Origin of the sequence: Thalassospira lucentensis, assembly GCF_011806425.1 — a bacterium.
GTDB lineage: Bacteria > Pseudomonadota > Alphaproteobacteria > Rhodospirillales > Thalassospiraceae > Thalassospira > Thalassospira lucentensis_B.
Genome location: NZ_JAATOV010000002.1, coordinates 64,493 through 89,281, shown reverse-complemented (window position 1 = coordinate 89,281; position 24,789 = coordinate 64,493). Strand labels below are relative to the sequence as shown.

Sequence of the window (24,789 nt, the reverse complement as noted above, 5' to 3'; positions counted from 1 at the left end):
CCTTTTTCATTTTAATGCCTGGGCGTTTTAACGGTTGCGCACCGCCAAAATCAGGAAGTAACTCGTGCCGATCAAGGCGGCGATTAGGCCGGTTGGCAATTGCTGCGGATACAGCAGGTTTCTGGCCAGCCATTCGGCCACCATCATCACATTCACCCCGATTAACACTGCACCGAGTAAATGCCCCCCTGCAAGGCGGTATCCGGCAACCCGGGCCAGATGGGGCGCCATAAGGCCCACAAAGCTCAGCGGCCCGACCAAAAGGGTGGCGGCGGCGGCCAAAATAGCGGCCAGTAACATCATGGCAAACTGAAACACCGAAATGCCAAGCCCCAGCGACACCGCCTGATCCGTGCCCAGTGACGCCAATTCCAATGGGCGGCGCAGCGCAATGGCGGTGATCAACAGCACCGCGGTCACGGCGGCGACAATCATCACTTCATCCATATTGGTGAAATAGGTTGTCCCGGCCAGCCACGACATCAACATCGATGTTTGCGTGCCGCTGCGCGTTAGGACAATGCGCACAATCGCCCCCAAAATCGCGGTCAGGGCCAAGCCATTTAGCAACATGTAATGCGGCGCATGGGTGAATTTGCGACAAAGCGCCAGCAACACAATCAGCGACACCACGCCGCCAGCCGCCCCGATCACCATCAAATCGGCCCGCTGCCCAACCCCGAAAATCGCAAGTGCAATGATAATCGCAAGGGCGGTGGCTGAACTAACCCCTGTGATTTCCGGGCTGGCCAGCGGATTGCGCCCAACGCGTTGAATAAGCGTGCCAGACACCGCAAGGGCCGCACCACAAATCATCGCGGCAAAGGTGCGTTCCGCCCGGCCGGTTAGGACATCAAGGCTGCTATCCTGCCATGGTGTCGTCCATCCCAGAACGGCAAAGCCGGTGCCATCAAGCGATGTAAACAGCGAGAACACCACACCAACGATCAGCACAGCCATCAAAAGGAGGCTAAGGCCGGTTTTGGATATGATGTGCTGATCGTTTGGATGGTCGTTGCTTTGCGCGCCGGGCATAATCCGGGCTTTGCGCAGGATTAGAATGATGAACGGTGCGCCAAACAATGCGGTTGCCGCCCCGGTTGGCAACACATCCCCGCCCAGCCCGTTAAACTGGCGGACAATGAAATCAATCACCAACAGGGCCAACCCACCGGTCAGCACGGAATAGATCATTAAATCACGCGACCGCGTCAGCCCGGCAATGCGAAGGGCGGCGGGCACGGCCAAACCGACAAAGCCAATCATGCCGGCTGCTGAAATCACAGATGCAGTAATGAAAACGGCAAAGCCCAAAATCAACAGCCGCAAAACTGTGACTTTCGCCCCCAATGAATTGGCCGTGTCATCGCCAAGGGCCAGCAAATCAAGCGGGCGCGACAGGGCCAACACTGCAATCATGCCAATCACCACACGGGGCAGCACAAAAAGCGCTGCGTCCCAGCCGTTCTGGGCCAGATCACCGGCCCCCCACATAAAGACCGATTGCAAATATTGTTCGTTAAACAGCAGGAAAATCTGTGTACCTGATTGCAAAAGCAGGTTCACAATCATACCGGCCAGAATAAGCCAAAGGGTCGCATTGCCGCGCTTGGCCGCGATCAGGTAAACCGCCCCCAACGCAATCATGCCCCCGGCAAGGGCAAAGGCTTCTTGAAACAGTGCCAAGGACGCCGGTGCGATCAGGATGAAAACCGTCAGGGCAAATTCAACACCCGCCCCAACGCCAAGGGTGGTCGGCGATGCCAGCGGATTGCGCAACACGGTTTGGATTGCCGCCCCCGCAAGGGCCAAGCCCGCCCCGCATAAAAATGCCATCGAAAGCCGGGGCAGGGTGCTGTAATGAAATAAAAGCTGCTGAAAGTCGGTTTCATCGGGCGAAAACATCACCTGAGCGGCCATTCCGTTACTTAGAAACGGCCAAAAATCAACCAGCAAAACCCCAACACCACACACGCCAAGAACAGCCACCAGGATCAAGGGGATGTTTGCGGTGGTACGTGGCGTGGAAAGGCTGGCCTGCGTGCTCATTGTGTCGGACCGTTTTCAAGGCTTTTGGTCAGAAGTTCGGCAAAGCGAAGCCCCGATGGCACCCCGCCATAGCCCCAAACCACGGGCAATTCATATACCCGGTTGTTACGCACAAAATCCATGCTTTTCCAAAGTGGTGACGCCCATGTTTTTTGGCGCACGGTATCGGGGATCGGATTGGTATAGACCAGCGTGTTTTTGGCAAGCGGGGCCAGGATTTCCAACCCGCCGCGCGCAAAACCCCATTTTGATACCGGGCCGTCATAGGCAAGCGGCACATTCATCTGCTTCATGACCGATCCGGGCAGGGACGGGGATCCAAAAACCGCGATATTGGTCGGGGAATAGAAATTCGCCACGGCGATTTCCTGATCCGGGCCAAGCACGGCGCGAATACGGTCACCATATGCGGCAAGCTTGTCATCGACCTGCTTTAAATACGCTTCGCCTTCTTTTTCGCGCCCGGTGGCCTTGGCAATTTTGCGAAATGCGTCAGTCGCACTGTCAAAGGCAATATTGCCATCGGCATAGATCGAAAAAACCATGACCGGTGCGATGTCAGACAGTTTGTCATAGGCAATGTCCAGTTCCTGACTGATCAAAATCAGGTCGGGCTTTGCATTGCGCAGCGCCTCGATATTGGGGGCGGCACGCGCGCCAAGATCGACAAAGCTTTGCGGCAAGTCGGGTTTTCCAACCCATTTTTGATAATCTTGCGGATCGGCAATCGCCACTGGATCAAGTCCCAAGGCCAGAACGCTCTCGGCCAGTCCCCAATTGATCACAGCAACGCGCGTTGCCGCGGCGTCGAGGGTCACGGTGCCGCGGTCATCGTTAATCACAATCGGGGATGCTGTGGCAGAATGAATGCCAAGGCCAGAAATTGCTGATACAGCCGTCATCACCACGGCCAATACAAACAGGCGGAAAAACGTCATGAATTACGATCCGTTGGCTTGGGTCACAGCATCGGCCAGTTTTTCGGCAAAGCGCGCCGCCGAAAGAACCCCGCCAAAAGTCCAACTTGATGGGACTTCATAAACGTGGTTGTTGCGCGTAAATGGCAATGCTTTCCAAATACCGGATTCCAGCAACTTGGTACGCGTGGTGGGTGCGATGGGGGCGACATAGGCAAGTTGGACATCGCCCATTTTCGCCAGATCTGAAATATCCCCGTTATGGAATTCCCAGCCATTCACATCCCCGGTCCAGGCATCCTCAAACCCCATGCGGGCCAAGGTCGATCCAAACAGTGATGTTTTGCCGTGAATACGGAAATGTGCTTCGTCCAGAATACGCACCACGGCAAATTTGGCATCATCACCGACTGCTTTGCGAATGCGATCACCGGCTGCTTTAATGCGGGCATCGGCCGATGCAATGACGTCTTCGGCCTTATCAGATTTTCCGGTCAGCTCGCCCAGTTTACGCATCAAATCCTCAGCCCGGGCAAGAGCGGGTTTGTCAGATTCAATATTGTAAATCGAATACACCAGCGTCGGGGCAAAGGCCGACAATTTGTCATAGGCCATCGCAATTTCAGACCCGATCAGGATGGCGTCCGGCTTGGCTTCGCGAAGGGCTTCTAAGTTGGGTTCGCGGCGATTGCCAAGATCGGCAAAGGTATCGGGCAGTTTGGGTTCCACCACCCACATGCGATAGCCATCTGCTTCGGGGATTGCGACCGGTTCAACGCCAAGGGCCAGCAGGCTTTCGGTCAGCGACCAGTTCGATGCGGCAAAACGGGTCGGTGTTTGCGCGAATGTCGCTTTGCCCATTTCATGGGTAAAGGTTTGCGCGGACGCGGCCCCAAACCCAGCCGCTAACGTGCTTGCCGCCATCAGGAAACCAGCCGCAATGCGGCCCATCGACACAGATTTCATCGTTATATCCTATTTGACATAGCTGACGGAACGCGTGCTGCCGGGCACTGCGATGACGTCGATTTCAGTTTGGAAAATGTCGCGCAATGTTGCGCCGTCCATGAAGTGCGTGGCATCCCCCTGCCAGCAGGTCCGCCCGCCGCGCAGGGCCAGAATGTGATCGGCAAATCGCCCGACCATGTCGATGTCATGCAACACCGCAATCACGGTTAAGCCGATTTTGTCTTTCAGATCAGCCACCAATTGCAGAATGTCGCGCTGATGGCCAACATCCAAGGCCGATGTCGGTTCGTCGAGTAACAAGACCGGCGCATCTTGGGCTAACAACATCGACAGCCAAACGCGCTGGCGCTCCCCACCTGACAGGCTGGCGACCAAGCGGTCTTTGAATTCGGTGACGTGGGTCATATCCATCGCCCGATCGATTTGCGCGTGATCCTCGGCCCGGTATCGTCCAAACGCACCGCGCCAAGGATACCGGCCAAACGCCACCAATTCGCGCACACTTAAATGCGGCGGCACAACTGGGTTCTGCGGTAAATAGGCAACCTTGCGCGCAAAATCGCGTGTGCCGTGATCAGACAGCGGGGTGTGATCAAGGGCGATATCCCCCGATGCCGGTTTGTTTTTACGCGCCAGCAATTTCAAAAGCGTACTTTTACCCGATCCGTTATGGCCGACAATCGCGCTAAATGCGCCGGTCGGAAAGCTGACCGTGATGTCATCAAGCAGCGTCTTGGGATGTTTGCCATCACTTTGAAAGCTGACGTCTTTTAGATCGAACATATGCTGGAAACTCGCAAAATCGGAAATGGGATATGGCTGTTTATGATGAAGAATCAAAACAGCCCGCCCAATATGAGAATGCCTATCAATTACGTGACGTAATTGCAACCGAGTTGCGATTGCACTGCGTTAAAAGGGGCAAAATTCTAATCATCATACAAAATGACTTTTCAGAAATTCTCATTCCTAGTAGCAATATGGGGAGGCGATATTCGATCCTGTTGCCGTGCCTTTGGGCATGTGCTTTAGGCGATAAAACAAAGCGGAAAACCGCATCGAACGATCAGGGGAAAACCATGTCCGACGCAAAATTCGACGTAAAAACCGTCTTGCCAAATTTACGCTGCACCTTGGGCGAAGGCCCGCATTGGGATGCCAAGGATGGCATGCTGTATTGGGTCGATATTGTCGGGAAAACCGCCTATGCCCTGCGCCCGAGTGACGGCGGATCGCGCAGTTGGACGTTTGATCAGCCGGTTGCGGCGATTGTCCCGCGTGAAAATGACGGTTTGTTGGTGGCCTTGGCCGATGGCCTGGCATTTCTGGATGCCGAAAGTGGGGAAACGACCCCATTTGTTGCCCCGGATTCCGATCATGCGGGCAATCGATCCAATGAAAGCCGGGTTGATCCGGTGGGCCGGTTTTGGCACGGGACCATGCAAAACAATATCGGCCCCAACGGCGAAGATTTGCCGGTTACGGTTTCGACTGGCACGCTAAACCGGGTGAACGCGGATGGCGATGTCACACGGTTTGAATCTTATGTCGGGATTTCAAACACCCTGTTGTGGTCGGCAGATGGGACCAAGATGTTCTTTGGCGATACCATCAAAAATACGCTCAATGTCTATGACTTTGACATGAAAACCGGTGTGCCATCCAACCCACGTGAATTCTTTGGCCCGCAGGATCGCGGCAATATGGATGGCTCCGCGATGGATGCGGATGGCTATATCTGGAACGCGCGGTGGGGTGGGGGCTGCTTGATCCGGTTTAACCCGTCCGGCGCGGTGGACCGGATTATTGAATTGCCGGTCACGCAGCCAACCAGTTGCGTCTTTGGCGGGCCGGATATGAAAACGCTTTATATCACCTCGGCCGCGGTCGGGTTGGAAGATAACGGCAATCCGCTTGAAGGTGCGCTTTTGTCGATCCAGACCGACGTTGCGGGCCAGCCTTGCACACGTTTTGCCGGGTAAAAGCGACCTGCCGGGGAAAGCCGGGAAATTGTATGAGGATTACATATCCCGGTTTCCGCTTTATGTTTTGGGCACTTAAGATTTCGGACTGCGGATTTTCAGCATGTTCTGAAAATCAGGCACCATTTCCTGATAAATCGGCAAGGCTGCCGCACCCATGGCCGCAGAAAGGGTATTGCCCGCCCCGGCATGGATCGGCAATGCCTTACCCAGCGGGGTCCGGTTGCCGGTATGTTCAAGTTTGGAAATTTCCAACAATAATGCATCGCGGATTGGCGCAGGCAGCAAACCGCCCATGATCACCGCCTGCGGATCAAGCATACTGCCCAATATCTGAAGCGTGGTTGCCAAATGTGGTGCCGCACGTTTGATCCAGCGTGCCACGGGGGCATCGGATGGTGAAAGCTGGGCCAGTCGGCCAAGCGATGTGTCGTTCATCAGGCTTTCGCGCTCTGTTGCGTCAAATTCGGCATAAAGGGCCAGCAACGACACATAACATTCAAGGCACCCGCGGCGTCCGCAGGTGCATTCACGCCCGCCCGGCTCGACCGGAAGATGGCCAATTTCACCCGCCGCCCCATTGGCGCCATGAATGACATGACCGTCCATAAACAGCCCGGCTCCAAGCCCATAGCCGATAAAGATATAGACAAAATTATCGAGCGCCTTGGCATTGCCATACAGCTTTTCTGATACCGCGGCGGCATCTGCATCGTTTTCCACAAAAACCGGGCAGCCCGCCATTTCCGTCATGGCGGTGGCGATATCGAAATCTTCCCATCCCGGGGCAATGCCGGTGGGGCCTGCAATCCCAACCGGGCCTGGCATGGCAATGCCAATCCCGATATTGCGCGCCGGGTCCAGCCCGGCATCGGTAATGATTTGGTTTGTCGCATCGACCAAAAGTTCGATGGCGTGTTGCGGGTCAGGATGGTTGAACTGCCGACTAAGGCGGTGGCGTTCTTCGCCAAGCAAATTCACCAACACCGCATCAAATTGCGTCCCGCTAAGCTGAAACCCAATGGCATAGCCACCGTCTGGATTAAGCCGATAGGGGCGGGCGGGCTGTCCGCGTTTTTGGCGCACCGGTTCGCCCGCAAGCAAAAGACCAGAGTCTTCAAGCTCCGCCACCAGATTTGAAATCGTCTGGGCCGACAGGTTTGTAATCCGGGTAATGTCGGCACGCGACAGGCCATCGTTGCGCCGTACCGCATCAAGAACCGCACGCATATTGTGGTTCTTGGCGTGCAAAAGGTTGGTGCCCGTGACGCTTTTAGGGTGTTTTTTCATCTTGACCATTGCCGCCCATCTTATTTTGAATTATTAATTATATCAAATTGAATTAATAATAAAGCCTGCCTTGAAGCAGGTCTGTTGTTTCATCAAACATATCCTAGATATCAGGGAGATATGCACTATGAATATCAAGAATATCGTAACCGGTGCGGTTGCCATGGGGGTGCTTGCCGCGTCCGGGGCGGCACATGCCGATGTTACGCTTAATGCCCTGTTCATGGCACAAGCGGCCTATAGCGAAGAAAACATTCGCGACATGACCGCCCAGTTCGAGGCCGCCAATCCCGGCATTAAGGTCAATGCCGAACTGGTGCCCTACGAAGCCCTGCACGATAAAATCGTGCTGTCGCAAAGCGCAAACGGCTATGACGTTGTGTTGTATGACGTGGTTTGGCCGGCTGAATTCGCGCAGTATCAGCTGCTTGAAGATGTCAGCAGCCGCATTGACGACAAGACCCGTGCAGGCGTTCTTGATGGCGCATGGACCACGGTGAAATATGACGGCGCGTTTTATGGCATGCCGTGGATCGCCGATACCAAGTTCCTGTTCTATAACACCGAAATGCTTAAAGAAGCCGGTTTTGACGCGCCGCCCGCAACTTGGGAAGAGCTGAAAACACAGGCCAAGGCGATCAAGGATAAGGGCATTGTCGAATACCCGCTGGTCTGGTCGTGGTCGCAGTCCGAAGCCGCCATTTGTGATTACACCACCATCCTGTCTGGCATGGGCGGTCAGTTTCTTGATGCCGATGGCAAACCGGCCTTTAATTCGGGGGGCGGTTTAGACGCGCTTGAATATATGGTCAGCACCCTTGATGACGGGCTGACCAATCCAAATTCCCGCGAATATCTTGAAGAAGACGTACGTCGTGTATTCTCAAGCGGGCAGGCCGCGTTCGCGCTGAACTGGGGCTATATGTATAACCTTGCCAATGACCCGGCCGAAAGCCAGGTTGCCGGCAATGTTGGTATTGCACCCGCACCAGGTACGGACGGCGTTTCCAAAGCATCGGCTGTAAATGGTTCGATGGGGCTTGGGATCCCGACCAAAAGTGATCACAAGGAAGAAGCTTGGAAATATATCGAGTTCCTGACATCTGAAAAAGTTCAGGACAAATTTGCCAAGCTGAGCCTGCCGGTCTGGGAAGCATCCTATTCCAACCCGGACGTGATCAAAGGTCAGGAACCGTTTGTCGAAGCGGCCAAAACCAGCCTTGCCGTAATGGCACCGCGCCCGACCATGGCATCCTATCAGGAAGCATCCGCTGCCCTGCAAGAAGCCCTGCAGAATGCGATGCTGGGTGCAAGCACGCCCAAAGAAGCACTGGATGAAGCCGCCGAAACCATTTCGGACATGCAGTAACGACCAAAGCGTTCTTGGGGCCGTACGGTAAAACGAACGGCCCCAAGTCCTTTTGAGCTAGGGTCAGGACGCTGTGATTTTTCGGTGATCTTTTCGCGATTTCCCCTGCGTTTTCCACCCGATGTCGCATGTCCTGACCCCACTACCGGAGCCAAGTGCACCGCTATGATTTCCCAGCGTAAAACGGTGACGGCGTGGCTTTTGCTGACCCCGATGATTGTGATCATCCTAGGTGTCAGCGGATACCCGTTGATCAAAACAATTTATTACAGCCTGACCGGTGCCAAACTGATCGCGCCCGATCTGACAAGTGTTTGGGTCGGGTTGGATAACTATGTTCGTGCCTTGTCGTCGGGCAAGTTCCTTGAGGCGATCTGGCACACCACATATTTCGCGGTGATTTCGGTCGGGGCGGAAATGGTGATTGGTGTTCTGGTCGCACTTTTGCTGAACGAAGCCTTTGCCGGGCGTACCGTTTTGCGCGCCATGCTGATTTTGCCACTGGCCTTGCCGACCGTGGTGAATGCCATGATGTGGCGGCTGGTTTATAACCCCGATTTTGGCGCCTTGAATGCGCTTTTAGTGCAGATCGGCATGCTGGATGCTTATCGCTCATGGCTGGGGGACCCGGCAAGCGCACTTGATATGGTGATCTTGGCCGATGTGTGGAAAAACTTCCCGTTGGTGGCCCTGATTGCACTGGCCGCCCTTCAAACCGTTCCCAAAGATTTGTATGAGGCCGCCACTTTGGATGGGGCTGGTGTGTGGAACCGTTTTTGGCGCATCACCTTGCCCGCCATTATGGGGCCGCTCAGTGTGGCGCTTGTTTTGCGCACGATCGAGGCCTTTAAGGTGTTTGACATCATCTATGTCATGACGCGCGGTGGCCCGGCCAGCAGCACAAAAACCGTCAGTTTTTATGTCTATCAAGAAGCATTTGCCTATATGCGCGTTGGGTCGGGTGCGTCATATGCCTTGATCGTTGTCTTGATCAGTTCCTGCCTGATCGCAGGCTACATGTATCTGATCCGCAAACAGGGAGAGGTCTGATCATGCAGCCGTCTCTGACCAAGAAAATCTTTATTTATGTGGGCGCGGCTTTGCTCGCACTCGTGATTGCCGTGCCGGTCTTGTGGCTGTTTATCATGAGCATCAGTTCATCCACCCACCTGACCACCTTGCCGCTGCAATGGTGGCCCGATGCGCCGACACTTGAGAATTACAAAAGCCTGCTGGTCTATGCCGAAAACAGCCCGTCGGCCAGTTTCCTGTATGGCATTCGCAACAGCATCATCATTGCCTTTGCCGCGACTGCCGTTTCGATTGCGGCGGCCATCCCAGGGGCCTACAGCTTTTCACGTTTGCCCGGCCCACGGCGCAAGAACCTGCTGTTTGCGGTGATTGCGATCTTTATGTTGCCGCCGGTCGCGATTGTCTTGCCGCTTTACACGGTGATGAGCGCGCTTGGATTGCTTAACACGCATTTCGCGCTGATCATTGTTTATTGTTCGATCCTGTTGCCGTTTACGACGTGGCTTTTAAAAAGCAACTTCGACACCATTCCCGGCGACCTTGACGAAGCGCCAATTATTGATGGCGCCAACCGGTTGCAGGCGATTTGGTATGTAATTTTGCCAATTGCCCGTCCGGCGCTTGGGGCTGCGATCATGATGGCGGTGCTTTTGGCGTGGGACGAGTTTTTCTATGGCCTGTTATTTACCAATGACATCCGGGCCAAAACCATCACCGTTGCCATTGCCGATCTGGCGGCTGGACGCGTTGCCGATTACGGCCTGATTTCAGCAGCCGGTATTTTGGCCGCCGTGCCGCCCGTTGTGTTGGCGTTCTTTATGCAAAAGACCCTTGTTTCCGGGCTTGCCAGCGGGAGTGTCAAGGGATGAGCACCGTGTTGAAATTCAAATCCGGCCTGCGCCCCAACCCGCAACGCCCGATCATTTCGATTGGCACGATCAATGTCGATCAATTGATGGGCCCGGTTACCCATTGGCCCGATCCGGGCACAGAAACGGTTTATCCCGATTATGAAATGCGGGTGGGCGGTGGCCTTGGCAATTTTGGTGCCGCCCTTAAAGCGCTTGGTGCGCACCAGCATATGGTGGTCAATGTCGGTGATGATGCCATGGGCGATTGGCTGCAAGGTCAGTTCGGTGCCTTGGCCGATCACTGGCACAGAAGCCAGACCGTTACTTCCGTTACCATCGGTATGACCCATGCGGACAAAGAACGTACCTTCCTGTCAAACGAAGGCCACAGCTCGGTCTTTGATGCCGATATGGTGCGCGCGATGCTGCGCGGGATTAAGCTTGATGGGGCGATTGCGCTGGTGGTTGGGTCTTTCCTGATGCCGCGTCTTTTGCCTGATTGCGCCGATATCCTGGCCGAACTGCGCCAAGCTGGCGCGATTGTCGCCCTTGATACCGCATGGCCCACCGGCGGCTGGAGCAACGCGGTCCAAGCCCATCTTGAAAGCTGGCTTGGACATGTGGATGTGCTGTTGATCAATGATGCAGAGGCCGCGGGCATTCTTGGCATTTCGGTTGCCGATTTCGACGGTGATGTCGATGGGGCATTGGCCAGGATTGCCGACAAGCTGCATGACGATGCGATCATTGTGATTAAACGCGGTGCGTCTGGTGCGACGGCCTTTTCCCATGGCGCAATCACCCATGTACCGGTGCCCGAACATGTGGATGTTGTCGATACGGTCGGGGCGGGCGATTGCTTTAACGCCGGGTTCTTGATGGCGTTGCAACAAAATGCCGATCTTGAAAACGCCCTTCGGGCTGGAATTGACGTCGCCGGAAAGGCGATCGCAAGCCAACCGCGCCGATATCCCGAACTTTCCGATCTTCGCACCGATGTTGCCGCCACCTTGGCCGGTGGCAAAAACACGCCAGTACAAATGCATACGCAAACCTTCGACCAAGTGGAGAACAGCTAAAATGTCATCGGTATCTTTGTTTAACGTGACCAAGGCATTTGGCGAGGCCAACATCATCAAGGGTGTTGATCTTAAGGTCGAAGACGGCGAATTGGTTGTGTTTGTCGGGCCATCGGGCTGTGGCAAATCAACGCTGTTGCGCATGATCTCCGGGCTTGAAGAAATCACAGCCGGTGAAATTCATCTCGGCGATAAGCGGGTTGATCCCCTGCCAGCATCGGATCGCGATATTGCCATGGTGTTTCAATCCTATGCGCTTTATCCGCATATGACGGTGGCGGAAAATATTGGTTTCCCCCTTAAAATGGCGGGATGGTCAAAGGCCGATATCGCAACCAAAATCCGCGAAATCGGCGAAGTGTTGCAGCTTTTGCCACTGTTTGATCGCACCCCAAAACAGCTTTCGGGTGGGCAACGCCAACGTGTGGCGATTGGCCGGGCTTTGGCCCGTGATCCCAAGATCATTTTGCTTGATGAACCGTTATCGAACCTTGATGCCGCCCTTCGCGTTGATATGCGCATGGAACTGGCCCGCCTGCACCGGCAATTGTCCGCCACCATGATTTACGTCACCCATGATCAGGTCGAAGCCATGACCATGGCGGATCGGATCGTCGTTCTGCGTGATGGCATTGTCGAACAGGTTGGATCGCCACTGGATTTGTATTTGGCCCCGGTAAATCAGTTTGTGGCGGGCTTTATCGGATCGCCGAAAATGAACTTCTGGCCAGCGCAAACCGATGATGCTGGTCGTGTCATCATGCCGACCGGGCAGGCGGTTTTGATCGATGATGGCTGTGCGCCAAACCAATCGGTGACGGTTGGTGCACGGCCCGAACATCTGGTTTTATGCGATAGCGCGGCGGACGCGGCGCTTACGGGCACGGTTCTGTCGGTTGAACATTTGGGCTCAGATACCTTTGTGCAGCTTCATTGCGGCATCGGCGCGCCCGATCAGATTGACATCAATGTTCGGCTTGCCGGGATTGTGCGGGTATCGATTGGCGATCAGCTGTCTTTGACCAATGCGGATGCCAATGCATGGCATTTGTTTGGCCAAGACGGCAAAAGGATGAATAAGATCGCCATCTGATTGCGGTTTTGCCTATTTTTGGCCTTGGTTTCAGGTATATTTGGCGGCACGATCAACAGACGTACCATAAACGTCGCCTTAAAATACGAGCAAACCGGGGCCTTAATGACACGATTTTCTTCTCTATGGGGATCGGTTCGGACGATCTGCGCCATTGGCATGGTTATGCTAATGGCGGGATGTGCGATCCTGCAATCTAATACGACCAAGGTTACCGGCACGGTAACCTACCGCGAACGCATTGCGTTGGCACCTGACAGCAACGATCTGGTTTTACGGATTTTGGATGTTTCGCGCGCCGATGCACCGGCAACGGTAATCGCGTCCCTGACAACACAGGTCGCTAGCCCGCCAATGTCCTTTAGCCTGCCTTATGATCCCGCCAAGATCGAGGCAAACCACACCTATGTGATCGAAGCATCGATTATCAATCAGAATGGCGATCGCGTTTTTCGCAGTGATCAGGCCTATCCGGTCATTACCAAAAATGCGCCAAGCAATGTCGATATTCTGGTCAAGCCCGTGGCGCGTCCGATGTCCGATGGCGCACGCAAATCCGATGGATCGGACGTGTCCCGCGATGTTGCGGCGATTGAACGCCGCCTTGGCGATTTGCGCATGATTCCGGGCCAATATCGCGACGGCGATAACAAGGTCAAATACAAGGCCTATGTCACCACCGATGACGAGCCGGTCTTTGTCAAAGAACACCGTGATCTTGGCGACTATGGCAAGGCGGATGTGAAATTCTATTATCGCAATGGCAAGCTTCTGCGCTTTGTCGAACAGGCTGAACGCACCAATTTTGGTGGCACATCGCCGCAAAACGTTCTGCGCTATCGGGTTGAACTTGATTTTGCCATGGGGCGTTTTTCCGAAGGCAGCAAAACCGTCAACGGCCAACCGAGCGAAGCCGACGAGCATGAAATCAGCGCCGCACTGGCACAAAGCAAGGTGGCCCTTTCGCGTATCGACGCCAAGCTGAGTGAAAACAGCGCAATGCCCCTTGCCGGGCCGCAGGTTTTTGTTTGCGAAGACAAGGGGCGGTTTTCGGTACGCTTTGATGCGCAGGCCGATACGGCTGTTGTCGAGTTTTTGGGCCGCGAACCGATGGTGTTAAAGCAAAAACGCACGGCATCGGGCTATCAATACGCCAATGATCAATATGATTTGCGTGGCAAAGGCCAAGAACTCACCTTGAAAACCCCGATGGGTTCGACCCGGTGTGCGGTATCAGCCGATCCAATTTCGCTGGCCTTGGCACCGGGCGATTTTCCGTTGGTAACAACCGGGGACCTAAAGGTCGCAAACGGCGACGTTTGGACGCGGGACTTTGATGATATCTGGCCTGCGATCACGGTCTGTCTGGCGGAAAATACCGGTGATTTTACATCTGTCCTCAAAGCAGCGCCGACCGATCACGGCATGGTCAAAGTCCGCACAATCAATGGCACCGGCGGGCGCTATGATTGCCTTGCCCCGACAGATGGCATGGGCACAGCCCATACCGAAATGGTCGAGGCGACGACAAACATTTTGCCGGGCGAAAACACCGTTCGCTTCACCCCGGCCAATGGTGCCTATCCAAGCGGTGAATGCTTTAAACACGAGCGTCTTGAAAAAGACGGCGTCTTTATCGGGTGGTTGTCGCACAATCGCTGCACAAGCTAGCGAACGCTGTGACGCCCATCAATGACAACGCAAAAGCCCCGCAGCACTGCTGCGGGGCTTTTGCGATCTGGAGCGTTTGTTTGTACCCGTCTGAATACAAGCAAAAAATTGGTTGAAAACTGTTAATTATAGCTATCTTTTTAATTTTATCAAAATGTATCACTAAACTTTAAAGTGTGCGATGGCTGTTTAATGCGTGACATACTTCGCAATGTTCGTATTAATAATGTCCATTAAATTCAGATAGGTAGCGGCTTCCGTTTGGGGTGTTGCAACTTGCATTCATAAATTAGTGGCGCTTCAGGGGGGACTGTCATGGCAGATCAACAGAACGATAACATCGATGCAACTGCGGTTTGGGGGGCTGGTTCTGATACCGGTAAGATTAACGAACTCGCAGATGGTGCCGCGGGGGAAACACAAAATACTCATGCGTCTGCTGGGGTGATTTCATTTGATGATACGGTTCTGGAGCATTCGCACAGCCTTTCGTTTGTTGAGCCGACTTCATCTCTGGGAACATTTACCGCTTTTATTCTAGATCCGGCAAACGGTGATGGAAATGGAAGTGCACTTTGGCAATATCACGTTAACGACGCTGCGATTGAGTATTTAGGGGCCGGAGAAAGTATCACCGAAACTTATGTGATGGTTCTTACCGATGACAATGGCGCGGAGATATCCAAGGAGGTCACCGTCACAATAACCGGGAAAAACGATGCGCCAGAGATTGTGGTTTCGTCGCCCGGCGCCATGATCAGCGAACTTGCCGATGGCGACGCGGGCGAGGGAGCGACTGAGCATGCCGCTGGCGGGACTGTCGAATTCTCTGATCTTGATCTGAGTGACGATCACACTGTGTCGGTTGAGACGCCTTCTGACCATAGGGGTATTTTGACAGCAACGCTGGCCGCCAACGGCACCGGTGTCATTGAGTGGAACTATGTCGTTTCTGACGGTGCACTGGATGACCTTTCTGAAGGCGAAACGCTGGTCGAAACCTTTGAAGTCAGTATTGATGACGGCCATGGTGGGGTTACGACGACAACTGTCGATATCACTTTAACTGGCGCCGGGGATGCGACGGCGGCTTGGGGCGCTGGCGTAGATGTTGGAACGATTAACGAATTGGTAGATGGAGCTCCAGGAGAAGCGCAAAACACACATGGGGCTTATGGAGGGATTTCATTTTCTGATACAGTCATAGAGCACTCCCACAGCATTTCGGTTATAGAGCCTGCTTCATCTCTGGGAACATTTACGGCTTTTGTTTTAGATCCGGCAAACGGTGATGGAAGTGGAACTGCACTTTGGCAGTATTACGTAAATGATGCTGCGATTGAGTATTTAGGGGTAGGAGAAAGCATTACAGAAACCTATGTGATGGTCCTTGCCGATAACGAAGGGTCGGAGGTCTCTAAAGAAGTAACCGTTACGATAACTGGTAAAAATGATGCGCCAGAGATTTTGGTGTCATCGCCAGGTGCCGTTATAAGTGAGCTTGCCGATGGTGATGCGGCTGAAGGAACGACAGAGCACACAGCAGATGGAACCGTCGAATTTTCTGATCTTGATCTGAGTGATGATCACACTGTTTCGGTTACCGCACCTTCAGGCCAAAAGGGCGTACTGACCGCAACACTTGCGCAAGCTGCGACGGACGGTAATACAGGCGTTGTTGAGTGGAACTATAGCGTTTCTGACGGTGCACTGGAGCAGCTTGCCAAAGGCGAAACGCTGGTGGAGAGCTTTGAAATCAGCATTGATGACGGTCATGGTGGAGTAGCGATAACAACTGTTGATGTTACTCTGACCGGGACCAATGATGCGCCCGAGATTTCGGCGTCGCCGTCCGGCGCCTTCATAAGCGAACTTGCCGAGGGCGATCTTAGCGAGGGAGTGACCGAACATACTGCAGAAGGTACTATCGAATTTTCTGATCTTGATCTGAGTGACAGTCACACTGTTTCGGTTGCCTCGCCTTCTGGCTATAAGGGCGCTCTGACAGCAACGCTAGTCCGGGACTCGATAGGCGGTAACACGGGCATCATAGAATGGAACTATGTCGTTTCTGACGGCGCACTGGATAGTCTTGCAGAAGGCGAAACGGTGGTCGAGAGTTTTGATGTCAGCATTGATGATGGCCATGGCGGGGTGACGACGACAACTGTAGATGTCACACTGAAGGGTACAAATGATGCGCCAGTAATTAATGGCGTTGTTGTTGCGGGTGGTGACGAAGACCAAGCGACTGTCACAGTCGATCTCCTTTCAAATGCATCAGATGTTGATGGCGATGCATTGAGTGTTGAGAATGTCGTTGTGAACGTATCTGACGGCCGTGCGCTGAATTATTCTATTGATCCTCAAACGGGGGCTTTTGTTTTAGACCCTGGCCAGTTTAATGATCTTGCCGATGGCGAGAGCGTTACCATTGACGTCGATTATTGGGTTTCGGATAGCAGGGTTTCTGTTGGGGCATCTGCGACTGTAACGATTGAGGGACGTAACGATGCGCCAGCAGCCGTAGCTGATGTCGTGACAGTCACCGAAGATGTCACGACAGCCCCGGTGACAGGTAATGTTCTTGATAATGACACGGACGCCGATAGCGATACGCTGCAGGTTGTTTCAGTAAACGGCGAAGCGCAGCTTATCGGGCAGGCGATCGTCGGAACATATGGCAGCCTTCTGTTAAATTCCGATGGCACCTACGTGTACCAAATTGATAACGCCAGTGCCGCGGTACAGGCGCTTTCAACAGGGCAAATTGTGGTTGAAAGCTTCACTTATACCATTAGTGATGGCCACGGTGGCGTATCTCAGTCCACATTTGATGTCACAGTTCAGGGGACCAATGATGCGCCCGTCGTTGGCGATGTCGATTTTGGGTCGATTAACGAAGATACCAGCCGGACATTCACTGCCCAAGAGCTTTTGAGCAATAGTAGTGATGTCGATGGTGACCCGTTAAGCATTACATCGGTTTCGGTCGATCCGCAATTTGGCGTAATTATGGATAACGGCGATGGCAGCTGGACATTCTTGCCCGCAACTGATTTCCATGGTGATAACGTCGAAATTAGCTTTGTGGCATCGGATGGGGAGTTCGAAGATAGCGGCATTGTCACCATTGATATTGCCTCGGTCAACGATGCGCCGGTTGCAGAGAATGACAGCTTTGTTGTTGAGGTCAACGGCACGAACATATTCAATCTTTTGGCGAATGACAGTGATGTTGATGGTGACGCGATAGCGGTGACGTCATCCTCCTACGTTACGGCACAGGGTGTTACAGTAGAAGTCAACGCGGATGGCAGTTTCAGCTATAAAGCACCAGAAGGTTTTAACGGTACTGACAGCTTTACCTATGAGATCAGCGATGGCCAAGGAGGGACATCTTCTGCGGTCGCTTCCATCGAGGTTGACAATCGCCCAGATGTTTATGGTGGTCGTATCGTTCTTTCTGCAGCCGGTACCGTTGAGCATAAGCTTCACGGTATTGACGTTGATGGTGATGCGCTGAGCTTCGAGCTTGTCGATGGTCCTGCGAACGGCAGTGTGACGATAAATGCGGATGGAACATATAGCTTCACTGCAAATGAAGGTTACGTTGGGGAAGATAGTTTTACCTATCGTGTGACCGACGAACATGGGTTGAGTCGAGAAGCTATGATGTCGGTCCGGATCGGTGTGTATGGAATTGACGCAATCATTGCTGACTTGGGGGATGCTCTCCAGACAGACGGAGCCGGGCAGATAGGTCAATTGCGCAGAACTTCGGGCGGTACAGATTGGAATGCCGGTGCATATTCTTCAGAAAGCTTTGTCGGAGCTGGTTCGTTATATCTCGTCGCTACTGAGACAGACTCCAATCGAATGGTTGGGCTTTCTTCTTCGGCTAAAGATTCGAGCTATGCCTCAATTGAATACGCGCTTTATCCCGGTGGGGACGGTGTTCTGCACTTATACGAGAGCGGCGCCTATTTAGGTGGGCTTGGAGGTTACTATCAGACAGGCGATGTTTTTTCTGTTGAACGCGATGCTGAGGGAATAGTGAGGTACAGCAAGAATGGTACTGTCTTTTACACCAGTACCGTTCTTGCAGATCCAACTATTCCACTTTTCGCCGATGTCTCAATCAATAATACAGGCACGACGATTGGTGAGGTGACACTTAGTGTCGATGACAGTCCCGAAATACCTGTCAGTTGGGTGGCAGATGACAACGTAGCTATCGATCCCCTGGGTGACGATAGTTCAACCGACTATGCAGATATTGACGGAACCCAAGGCAACGATGTTCTCGAGGGAACGGCTTTGGAGGACACTTTGAGAGGTGCTTCGGGCGATGATCTTCTAAAAGGCCTCGGCGGAGATGACATGATCGACGGTGGAGAAGGTTATGATCAGGCTGTTTTCTCCGGTATTTTGTCTGATTATGCGATTGAGGATAATGGCGACGGTTCTCTGACAATTCGGGACCTTAACGCGTCTGATGGTGATGACGGTTCAGATGTCGTCAACAGTGTTGAAGAGCTTGTTTTTGCGGATGGGACTTACACAGTTGACGAGAGCAACCACGGACCTACCGCTGCGGGAGGTCGCATCGTGCTTACTAAAGCCGGTACCGTTGAGCATAAGCTGCACGGTGTTGACGTTGATGGTGATGCGCTAAGCTTCGAGCTTGTCGATGGTCCTGCGAACGGCAGTGTGACGATAAACGCAGATGGAACATATAGCTTTACTGCAAATGAAGGTTACGTTGGGGAAGATAGTTTCACCTATCGGGTGACCGACGAACATGGGCTAAGTCGTGAAGGTATGGTCTCGGTGGATGTCGGGAATTATAGCGATCTCGGCGATACTCTAACTAAAACCGGAGGCGGATCGGCTTGGAATGCAGGAGCGTCTTCAACTGAGAACTTTGTCGGCGCAGGTATTCTAAGTGTCGTTGCGACAGAAACGGATAGTGATGTCATCATCGGCCTGTCTTCGTCAGTTGGCGATGCTAGTTATACCTCAATTGAATATGGACTTTATCTTCTGCCGAACGGTTTACTTCGTGTCTGTGAGAATGGGTTTGGTGTGGGCGCGGTTGGTCGCTACGAAACGGGGGATATTCTTTCGGTTGGTCGCAACGAAAGCGGTAATGTCACGTACAGCAAAAATGGTGAAATATTCTATACCAGCCAGGTGCTTTCCGATACCGAGGCGCCGCTATTTGTCGATGCATCTTTTTATCAGGAAGGAGCGACGGTTGGCGATGTGACACTAGCGATAGGAGATAGCGAGCCCTCTCAAATTAATTGGGTGCCGGACGCCAATGTTACCGTGTCTGGCACTCCTGTGTTGGATGGAACGCAAGGCAATGATGTATTGGAAGCCGGTACTCGATCGTCAACCTTAAATGCAGGGGCGGGAGATGACATCCTCAAAAGTGGGGCAGGAAATGATACTCTGCTTGGCGGGAATGGTGATGACCAAGCGGTCTTTTCGGGTAATCTATCCGACTATGCGATTGAGGATAATGGCGACGGTTCTCTTACGGTACGTGACCTTAATGCATCAGATGGCGATGACGGTTCAGATATAGTCAGCGGCGTTGAAGAGCTTGTCTTTGCGGATGGGACTTACACAGTTGATGAGAGCTACCATGGTCCGAGTGCTGAAGGGGGCCGTATCGTGCTGTCTGAGGCAGGCACGGTTGAGCATAAGCTTCATGGGCTTGACGTTGATGGCGACGGGCTGAACTTTGAGCTTGTCGACGGCCCTGCGAATGGCAGTGTGACGATTAATGCGGATGGCACATACAGCTTTACGGCGAATGAGGGCTATGCCGGAGAAGACAGCTTTAGCTATCGAGTAACCGATGAGCATGGACTAAGCCAGACGGCAATCATGGATGTGTCGGTTGGTATTGTAACGGGCGATCTGACAAAGACGTCGGTAGTGGATGAGTGGGAAACTGTATCTTCATCTCAGACTTTTAATGGGGCAGGTGCTTTAACTTTCGTTGTTACAGATTCGCCTATGATGATCGGTTTTTCAGACGCCGAGATAACCAATGATATGTTTAATTACGGTTTCAGAGTTCTACATAACCCGCCGCTTAACCAGCTTGCTGCTGTAGATGAGGGTACCTATTACGGTATCCCTGACCGTATCGTAGGTGCCTATGAGTTTGGGGATGTTCTCAGTGTCGAACGTTTGGAAACAGGGGCTGTCGTTTACAAGCAGAATGGCAATATCCTTTACACTTCTGAATATGTTTCTGACATCAGTAAACCAATAACCGTGAATGCTTACTTGGCTTTGGGAGGAACTACGATAGGCGAGGTAACGTTTGTTCCCAGTGAGGGCGAAGAGCAGTCCGTCGATTGGATCGCGAACGCCTCCTTAGAGGGGAGTGTGACGGAGGAAGGGACTTCGGGGAATGATGTAATCTCTGGAGGTGGTTTGTCGGATACTTTGACAGGCTCAGGCGGGGATGATTTGCTCTCTGGCGGTGAGGGTGCCGATACTTTTGTGTTCGGTGTTGATGATGGTGCAGATCAAATTACTGATGCGGATCATGACGATGTTATCGAAATCAAGTCCGGTCTTGAGGCGGAAGACATATGGCTGTTCAAAGAAAATGATGACCTTGTTGTTCAGCTTTTAGGATCTGATGATCGCCTGACCGTTGCCGACTGGTTTGATGGGACAGGTCAACATCAAGTTGATCATATTGAATTGGGTAATGGGGCGTCTTTGGCTGGCGGCAATGTTCAATCGCTTGTCGATGCCATGTCTGTGTTTGGTGTAGAGGATGTCAGCACAGATAGCATTGATCAAACGAGTGCTGATTATAACAACCTTCAGGTCGTTATTGCGTCGAATTGGCAAAGCTAGGCAAAATTACATGCAAGAAACAAAAGCCCCGCAGCACTGCTACGGGGCTTTTTGATTTGGGTGATTGCGATGGGGCTTAATGGGCCATCGCACCACTGGCAACCAAAAGGCCGGTTGCGCCGGTAAGGGCATCACCATTGCCAATATTGATGCCAAGAAACCGGTGGCGGTCAAAGTGGCCGGGCATCAAAAGACCGTTGGCCGGATCGGCGGTAAAGCCGAACCGGGCGTAATAATCCGGGTCACCGACCAAAAGGACGGATGTGTGGCCCGACGTTTGCGCCGCATTGAGCGCCGCATGCATCAAACCGGCCCCAACACCCGACCCGTTATAGGTTTTTTCAACCGCAAGCGGCCCCAGCAACAGCGCAGATCCTCCGTTGCCCGCCGTGACATTCCATAACCGAACCGTGCCGATCATGTGGTTGCCGTCAAAGGCAACAAAGGCCAGCCCATCCGCCGGGCGCCGATTGCGCCGGAGGACTTCGGACGATTTGGTAAAACGGGCCGGGCCCATGACGCGATCCAGCAGCATTTCACGTGCGACGTGGTCAAACTGCCCTTCGCGATCAATCGTGATCATTGTCCTATCGTTCCCAAAAAGGGGTCAGATAATATAGGACGCCAACGGCGCAAAGCCGTTAAACGCAACCGATGCATAGGTGGTGGTGTATGCGCCAGTGGCCTCAATCAGGACCTCGTCACCGATGGTCAAGGCAATCGGCAAGTCATAGGGTTTCTTTTCATACATCACATCGGCGGAATCACAGGTCGGACCGGCCAAAACGCACGGGGCAACATCGCCACCATCATGGATGGTCGTGATCGGATAGCGAATGGCTTCGTCCATGGTTTCGGCAAGGCCGCCGAATTTACCGATATCAAGGTAAACCCAACGCACCGGATCATCGGCATGTTTGCGTGAAATCAGAACCACTTCGGCTTTGATCACGCCCGCATCGCCAACCATGCCACGGCCCGGTTCGATGATGGTTTCGGGCATATGATTGCCAAAATGGGTGTGAAGGGCATCGACAATCGCGGTGCCATAGGCCTCGGTTTTTGGGATGTCGCGCAGATAGCGGGTCGGGAATCCGCCCCCCATATTGACCATGCGCAGAACAATGCCCTTATCGGCCAAGGTGCGGAAAATCATCGATGCTTCGGCAAGGGCGGTGTCCCAGGCATCAAGGTTGCATTGCTGCGATCCGACATGGAACGATACGCCATACGCATCAAGGCCCATGTGATGGGCATGTTCAAGCACCTCAAGCGCCATGTCCGGTGCGCAGCCAAATTTGCGCGACAGCGGCCATTCGGCACCTTCGCCATTGGTCAGAATGCGGCAGAACACGCGCGATGCCGGGGCAACGCGGGCGATTTTTTCGACTTCTTCGACGCAATCAACTGCAAACAGACGCACACCCAGTTGATAGGCGCGTGCAATGTCGCGTTCTTTTTTGATGGTATTACCAAATGAAATGCGTTCAGCCGACGCACCTGCGGTCATCGCCATTTCGATTTCGGCGACAGACGCGGTGTCAAAATTGCTGCCAAGATTGGCAAGAAGGCTTAAAACTTCGGGTGCCGGGTTTGCTTTGACCGCATAGAAAATGCGTGAGTCAGGCAGGGCACGGGTAAAGGTTTCGTAATTGCGCTGAATAACGTCAAGATCGACAACAAGGCACGGGCCTTCTGGTCGGTTCTGCGCCAAAAAATCAATAATACGCTGCGTTGCCATTGGGGCGTTCTCCCATTCCACAATATGGCAGCTGCAGACACCTGATGCGTTAAGGCGCGGTGGAGGCGCAAAACGCGGACTACCTGCATGCTGATAAGTTCCGGTGCCTACCGGAACTTGCGAAGTCTGCCTCGCTATGGATCGGGATTTCCCGTCCGCACGTGGGCAATGATGGTGTGCCTCTTTAGTGTCGGTGGATTTGGACAGCCACCTGAGACCAAAAAAGCCCTACACCGTCGTTGCTTTAAGTAAGTCCTACAGGGTTCTCCGAGCGGGACCACCACAGGCACGTGCGACTTTGGGCAAGTCGCGATTTACGCCCGTTCTAACCTTTGCGCAAGTGAAATTTTCACCCGATTTGTCATGAAACAATCGCAGGATCGACGAAGAACCGATGCCGCAACGCAAAAAGTGGCTCGAATGGCCGTGTTTTGGCACGTCGCACGCCGACCCAACGTATTTTGGTATGGGGCATTGCAATTTGTGCATGAATGCAAAGCCAATTGACCGGCTTAAATCCGCACGGTAGCCATAACAAAAGCCGCGCGCATCGCCGTGGTCATTTAGGGAAAATTGCATGAACTGGCTGATCGCAGTCGTCTTTATCGGGGTGTATATCGGCATGGCGCTGGGGCGTTGGCCAGGGCTTGCGATTAACCGTACCGGCATTGCCGTGATTGGGGCCGTAACCCTTTTGCTCAGCGGGGCGATTACCGGCGACGGTGCATTGGGGGCAATCGATTTTGCCACCCTTTCGGTTTTGCTGACTTTGATGGTGTTGTCCTCGCAATATGCCGCCAGCGGGTTCTTTGACTGGATTGGCCATCGCATCACCCATCTTGGCGGCGGGCCGCGTGGTTTATTGGCCGGGGTGATCGCGGTTTGTGGCGTGCTGTCGGCGGTGATGACCAATGACGTCGTGGTGTGGGCGGTGACACCGATTTTGATTTCCGGGGTATTGGCGCGCGGACTTGATCCAAAACCGTTTGTGATTGCCGCGGCCTGTGCGGCCAATGCCGGATCGGCCGCGACCCTGATTGGCAATCCACAGAATTTGATGATTGCCGAATTTGGCCATCTTGATTTCGCCGGGTTCCTTTTGGTGTGCGGTGTGCCCGCCATCATCGCATTGGGCGTGGTTTACGGCGTGATCGTCAAAAGCCCTATGATGCGGGCGGGTGTGGTAACGAACATGGCGCAGGGCGGGGCTGCCGCCTCAGCATCAATCTCGGCGTCAGCGTTAACATCCGCGTCTGAGCCTGCCTCAACGATTGATAAACCGATTCTCATTAAGGCCCTGATCGCGACCGTTGCGGTGATTGGCATTTTCATCTTTGTCGAAGACCGAGCACTTTGGTCGCTTTTGGTGGTGGCGGTACTGCTGTTAAGTCGCCGTTTGACCACGGATCAGGTTTTGGGCCGGGTCGACTGGCATTTACTGGCGCTGTTTGTCGGGTTGTTTATTGTAACCGGCGCCATGTCGCAGGATGAGGTGCTGGCAAAGCTGTTTCATGATGTTTTGGTTTCTGTGCAGATCAATCATCCTGCGGTGTTGGCGGGCGTGTCGCTTTTGGGATCGAACACGATTGGCAATGTGCCGTTGGTGATGATGTTGCTGTCTTTGGGCCCGGAATGGAGCGAAACACTGTTGCATGGCTTGGCGGTGTTTAGCACATTGTCAGGCAATTTCCTGATCGTCGGATCGGTTGCCAATATTATCGCGGTCGAACAGGCCCACAAAGCCGGAACGGTGATTTCATTTGCCGATTATGCCCGGCTTGGCATCCCGATTACAGTGATCAGTCTGGGACTGGCATTGGGCTGGATGACGCTTATTTCGTAAGTTTTTCAT

The 24,789-nt window shown here is 53.4% G+C and carries 16 protein-coding genes; 9 read left to right on the top strand and 7 right to left on the bottom strand.

The window, feature by feature from the left end:
- Positions 1–27: 27 nt before the first annotated feature.
- The 4 genes from fhuB to HCZ99_RS06005 are packed head-to-tail and all read right to left on the bottom strand — an operon-like array spanning position 28 to position 4,718.
- The gene (gene fhuB, locus HCZ99_RS06020; protein ID WP_167446068.1) at positions 28–2,049 is read right to left on the bottom strand and encodes a Fe(3+)-hydroxamate ABC transporter permease FhuB; all 2,022 of its coding nucleotides are present in this window, start codon (positions 2,047–2,049) and stop codon (positions 28–30) included.
- The gene (locus tag HCZ99_RS06015; protein ID WP_254869483.1) at positions 2,046–2,987 is read right to left on the bottom strand and encodes an ABC transporter substrate-binding protein; all 942 of its coding nucleotides are present in this window, start codon (positions 2,985–2,987) and stop codon (positions 2,046–2,048) included. The genes fhuB and HCZ99_RS06015 overlap by 4 nt, the downstream gene beginning before the upstream one ends.
- A 3-nt stretch (positions 2,988–2,990) precedes the next feature.
- Complete coding sequence (locus tag HCZ99_RS06010) at positions 2,991–3,932, bottom strand: iron-siderophore ABC transporter substrate-binding protein (RefSeq protein ID WP_167446067.1); 942 nt, start codon at positions 3,930–3,932, stop codon at positions 2,991–2,993.
- 9 nt (positions 3,933–3,941) lie between these two features.
- On the bottom strand, positions 3,942–4,718 hold the full coding sequence (locus tag HCZ99_RS06005; RefSeq protein ID WP_167446066.1) for an ABC transporter ATP-binding protein: 777 nt from the start codon (positions 4,716–4,718) through the stop codon (positions 3,942–3,944).
- Between the two features lie 296 nt (positions 4,719–5,014).
- Here HCZ99_RS06005 and HCZ99_RS06000 point away from each other — a divergent pair, with 296 nt between their 5' ends.
- The gene (locus tag HCZ99_RS06000) at positions 5,015–5,917 is read left to right on the top strand and encodes an SMP-30/gluconolactonase/LRE family protein (protein ID WP_167446065.1); all 903 of its coding nucleotides are present in this window, start codon (positions 5,015–5,017) and stop codon (positions 5,915–5,917) included.
- A 75-nt stretch (positions 5,918–5,992) separates the two neighbouring features.
- On the opposite strand, the gene HCZ99_RS05995 is transcribed toward HCZ99_RS06000, so the two are convergent.
- Positions 5,993–7,216 carry an ROK family transcriptional regulator gene (locus HCZ99_RS05995; RefSeq protein WP_167446064.1) on the bottom strand — a complete coding sequence of 408 codons (1,224 nt, stop codon included), beginning with the start codon at positions 7,214–7,216 and terminating at the stop codon, positions 5,993–5,995.
- Between the two features lie 118 nt (positions 7,217–7,334).
- Between HCZ99_RS05995 and HCZ99_RS05990 the strand changes: the two genes are divergently transcribed.
- The 7 genes from HCZ99_RS05990 to HCZ99_RS05960 all read left to right on the top strand — a co-directional run bounded on the left by HCZ99_RS05990 (position 7,335) and on the right by HCZ99_RS05960 (position 21,196).
- On the top strand, positions 7,335–8,576 hold the full coding sequence (locus HCZ99_RS05990) for an extracellular solute-binding protein (protein WP_175581425.1): 1,242 nt from the start codon (positions 7,335–7,337) through the stop codon (positions 8,574–8,576).
- A gap of 165 nt (positions 8,577–8,741) precedes the next feature.
- Complete coding sequence (locus HCZ99_RS05985) at positions 8,742–9,626, top strand: carbohydrate ABC transporter permease (RefSeq protein WP_167446063.1); 885 nt, start codon at positions 8,742–8,744, stop codon at positions 9,624–9,626.
- Between the two features lie 2 nt (positions 9,627–9,628).
- A complete protein-coding gene (locus tag HCZ99_RS05980; protein ID WP_167446062.1) occupies positions 9,629–10,477 on the top strand; it encodes a carbohydrate ABC transporter permease in 849 nt (282 codons plus the stop codon).
- Positions 10,474–11,538 carry a carbohydrate kinase family protein gene (locus tag HCZ99_RS05975; protein ID WP_167446061.1) on the top strand — a complete coding sequence of 355 codons (1,065 nt, stop codon included), beginning with the start codon at positions 10,474–10,476 and terminating at the stop codon, positions 11,536–11,538. Before HCZ99_RS05980 ends, HCZ99_RS05975 begins: the two co-directional genes overlap by 4 nt.
- 1 nt (position 11,539) lies before the next feature.
- Positions 11,540–12,631, top strand: a complete 1,092-nt coding sequence (locus HCZ99_RS05970) for an ABC transporter ATP-binding protein (protein ID WP_167446060.1) — start codon at positions 11,540–11,542, stop codon at positions 12,629–12,631.
- A 105-nt stretch (positions 12,632–12,736) separates the two neighbouring features.
- Positions 12,737–14,302, top strand: coding sequence for a YbaY family lipoprotein (locus HCZ99_RS05965; RefSeq protein ID WP_167446059.1), 1,566 nt, complete (start codon positions 12,737–12,739; stop codon positions 14,300–14,302).
- Between the two features lie 315 nt (positions 14,303–14,617).
- Entirely contained in the window at positions 14,618–21,196 is a 6,579-nt protein-coding gene (locus HCZ99_RS05960) for a tandem-95 repeat protein (RefSeq protein ID WP_167446058.1), read from the top strand.
- 76 nt (positions 21,197–21,272) lie between these two features.
- Here HCZ99_RS05960 and HCZ99_RS05955 read toward each other — a convergent pair whose 3' ends face one another.
- Both HCZ99_RS05955 and HCZ99_RS05950 read right to left on the bottom strand, forming a co-directional pair.
- Entirely contained in the window at positions 21,273–21,779 is a 507-nt protein-coding gene (locus HCZ99_RS05955) for a GNAT family N-acetyltransferase (protein ID WP_167446057.1), read from the bottom strand.
- Positions 21,780–21,803: 24 nt separating this feature from the next.
- Positions 21,804–22,937: a type III PLP-dependent enzyme gene (locus HCZ99_RS05950; protein ID WP_167446056.1), complete on the bottom strand. Its 1,134-nt coding sequence runs from the start codon at positions 22,935–22,937 to the stop codon at positions 21,804–21,806.
- A 577-nt stretch (positions 22,938–23,514) separates the two neighbouring features.
- Between HCZ99_RS05950 and HCZ99_RS05945 the strand changes: the two genes are divergently transcribed.
- Complete coding sequence (locus HCZ99_RS05945) at positions 23,515–24,780, top strand: SLC13 family permease (protein WP_167446055.1); 1,266 nt, start codon at positions 23,515–23,517, stop codon at positions 24,778–24,780.
- Positions 24,781–24,789 lie beyond the last annotated feature (9 nt).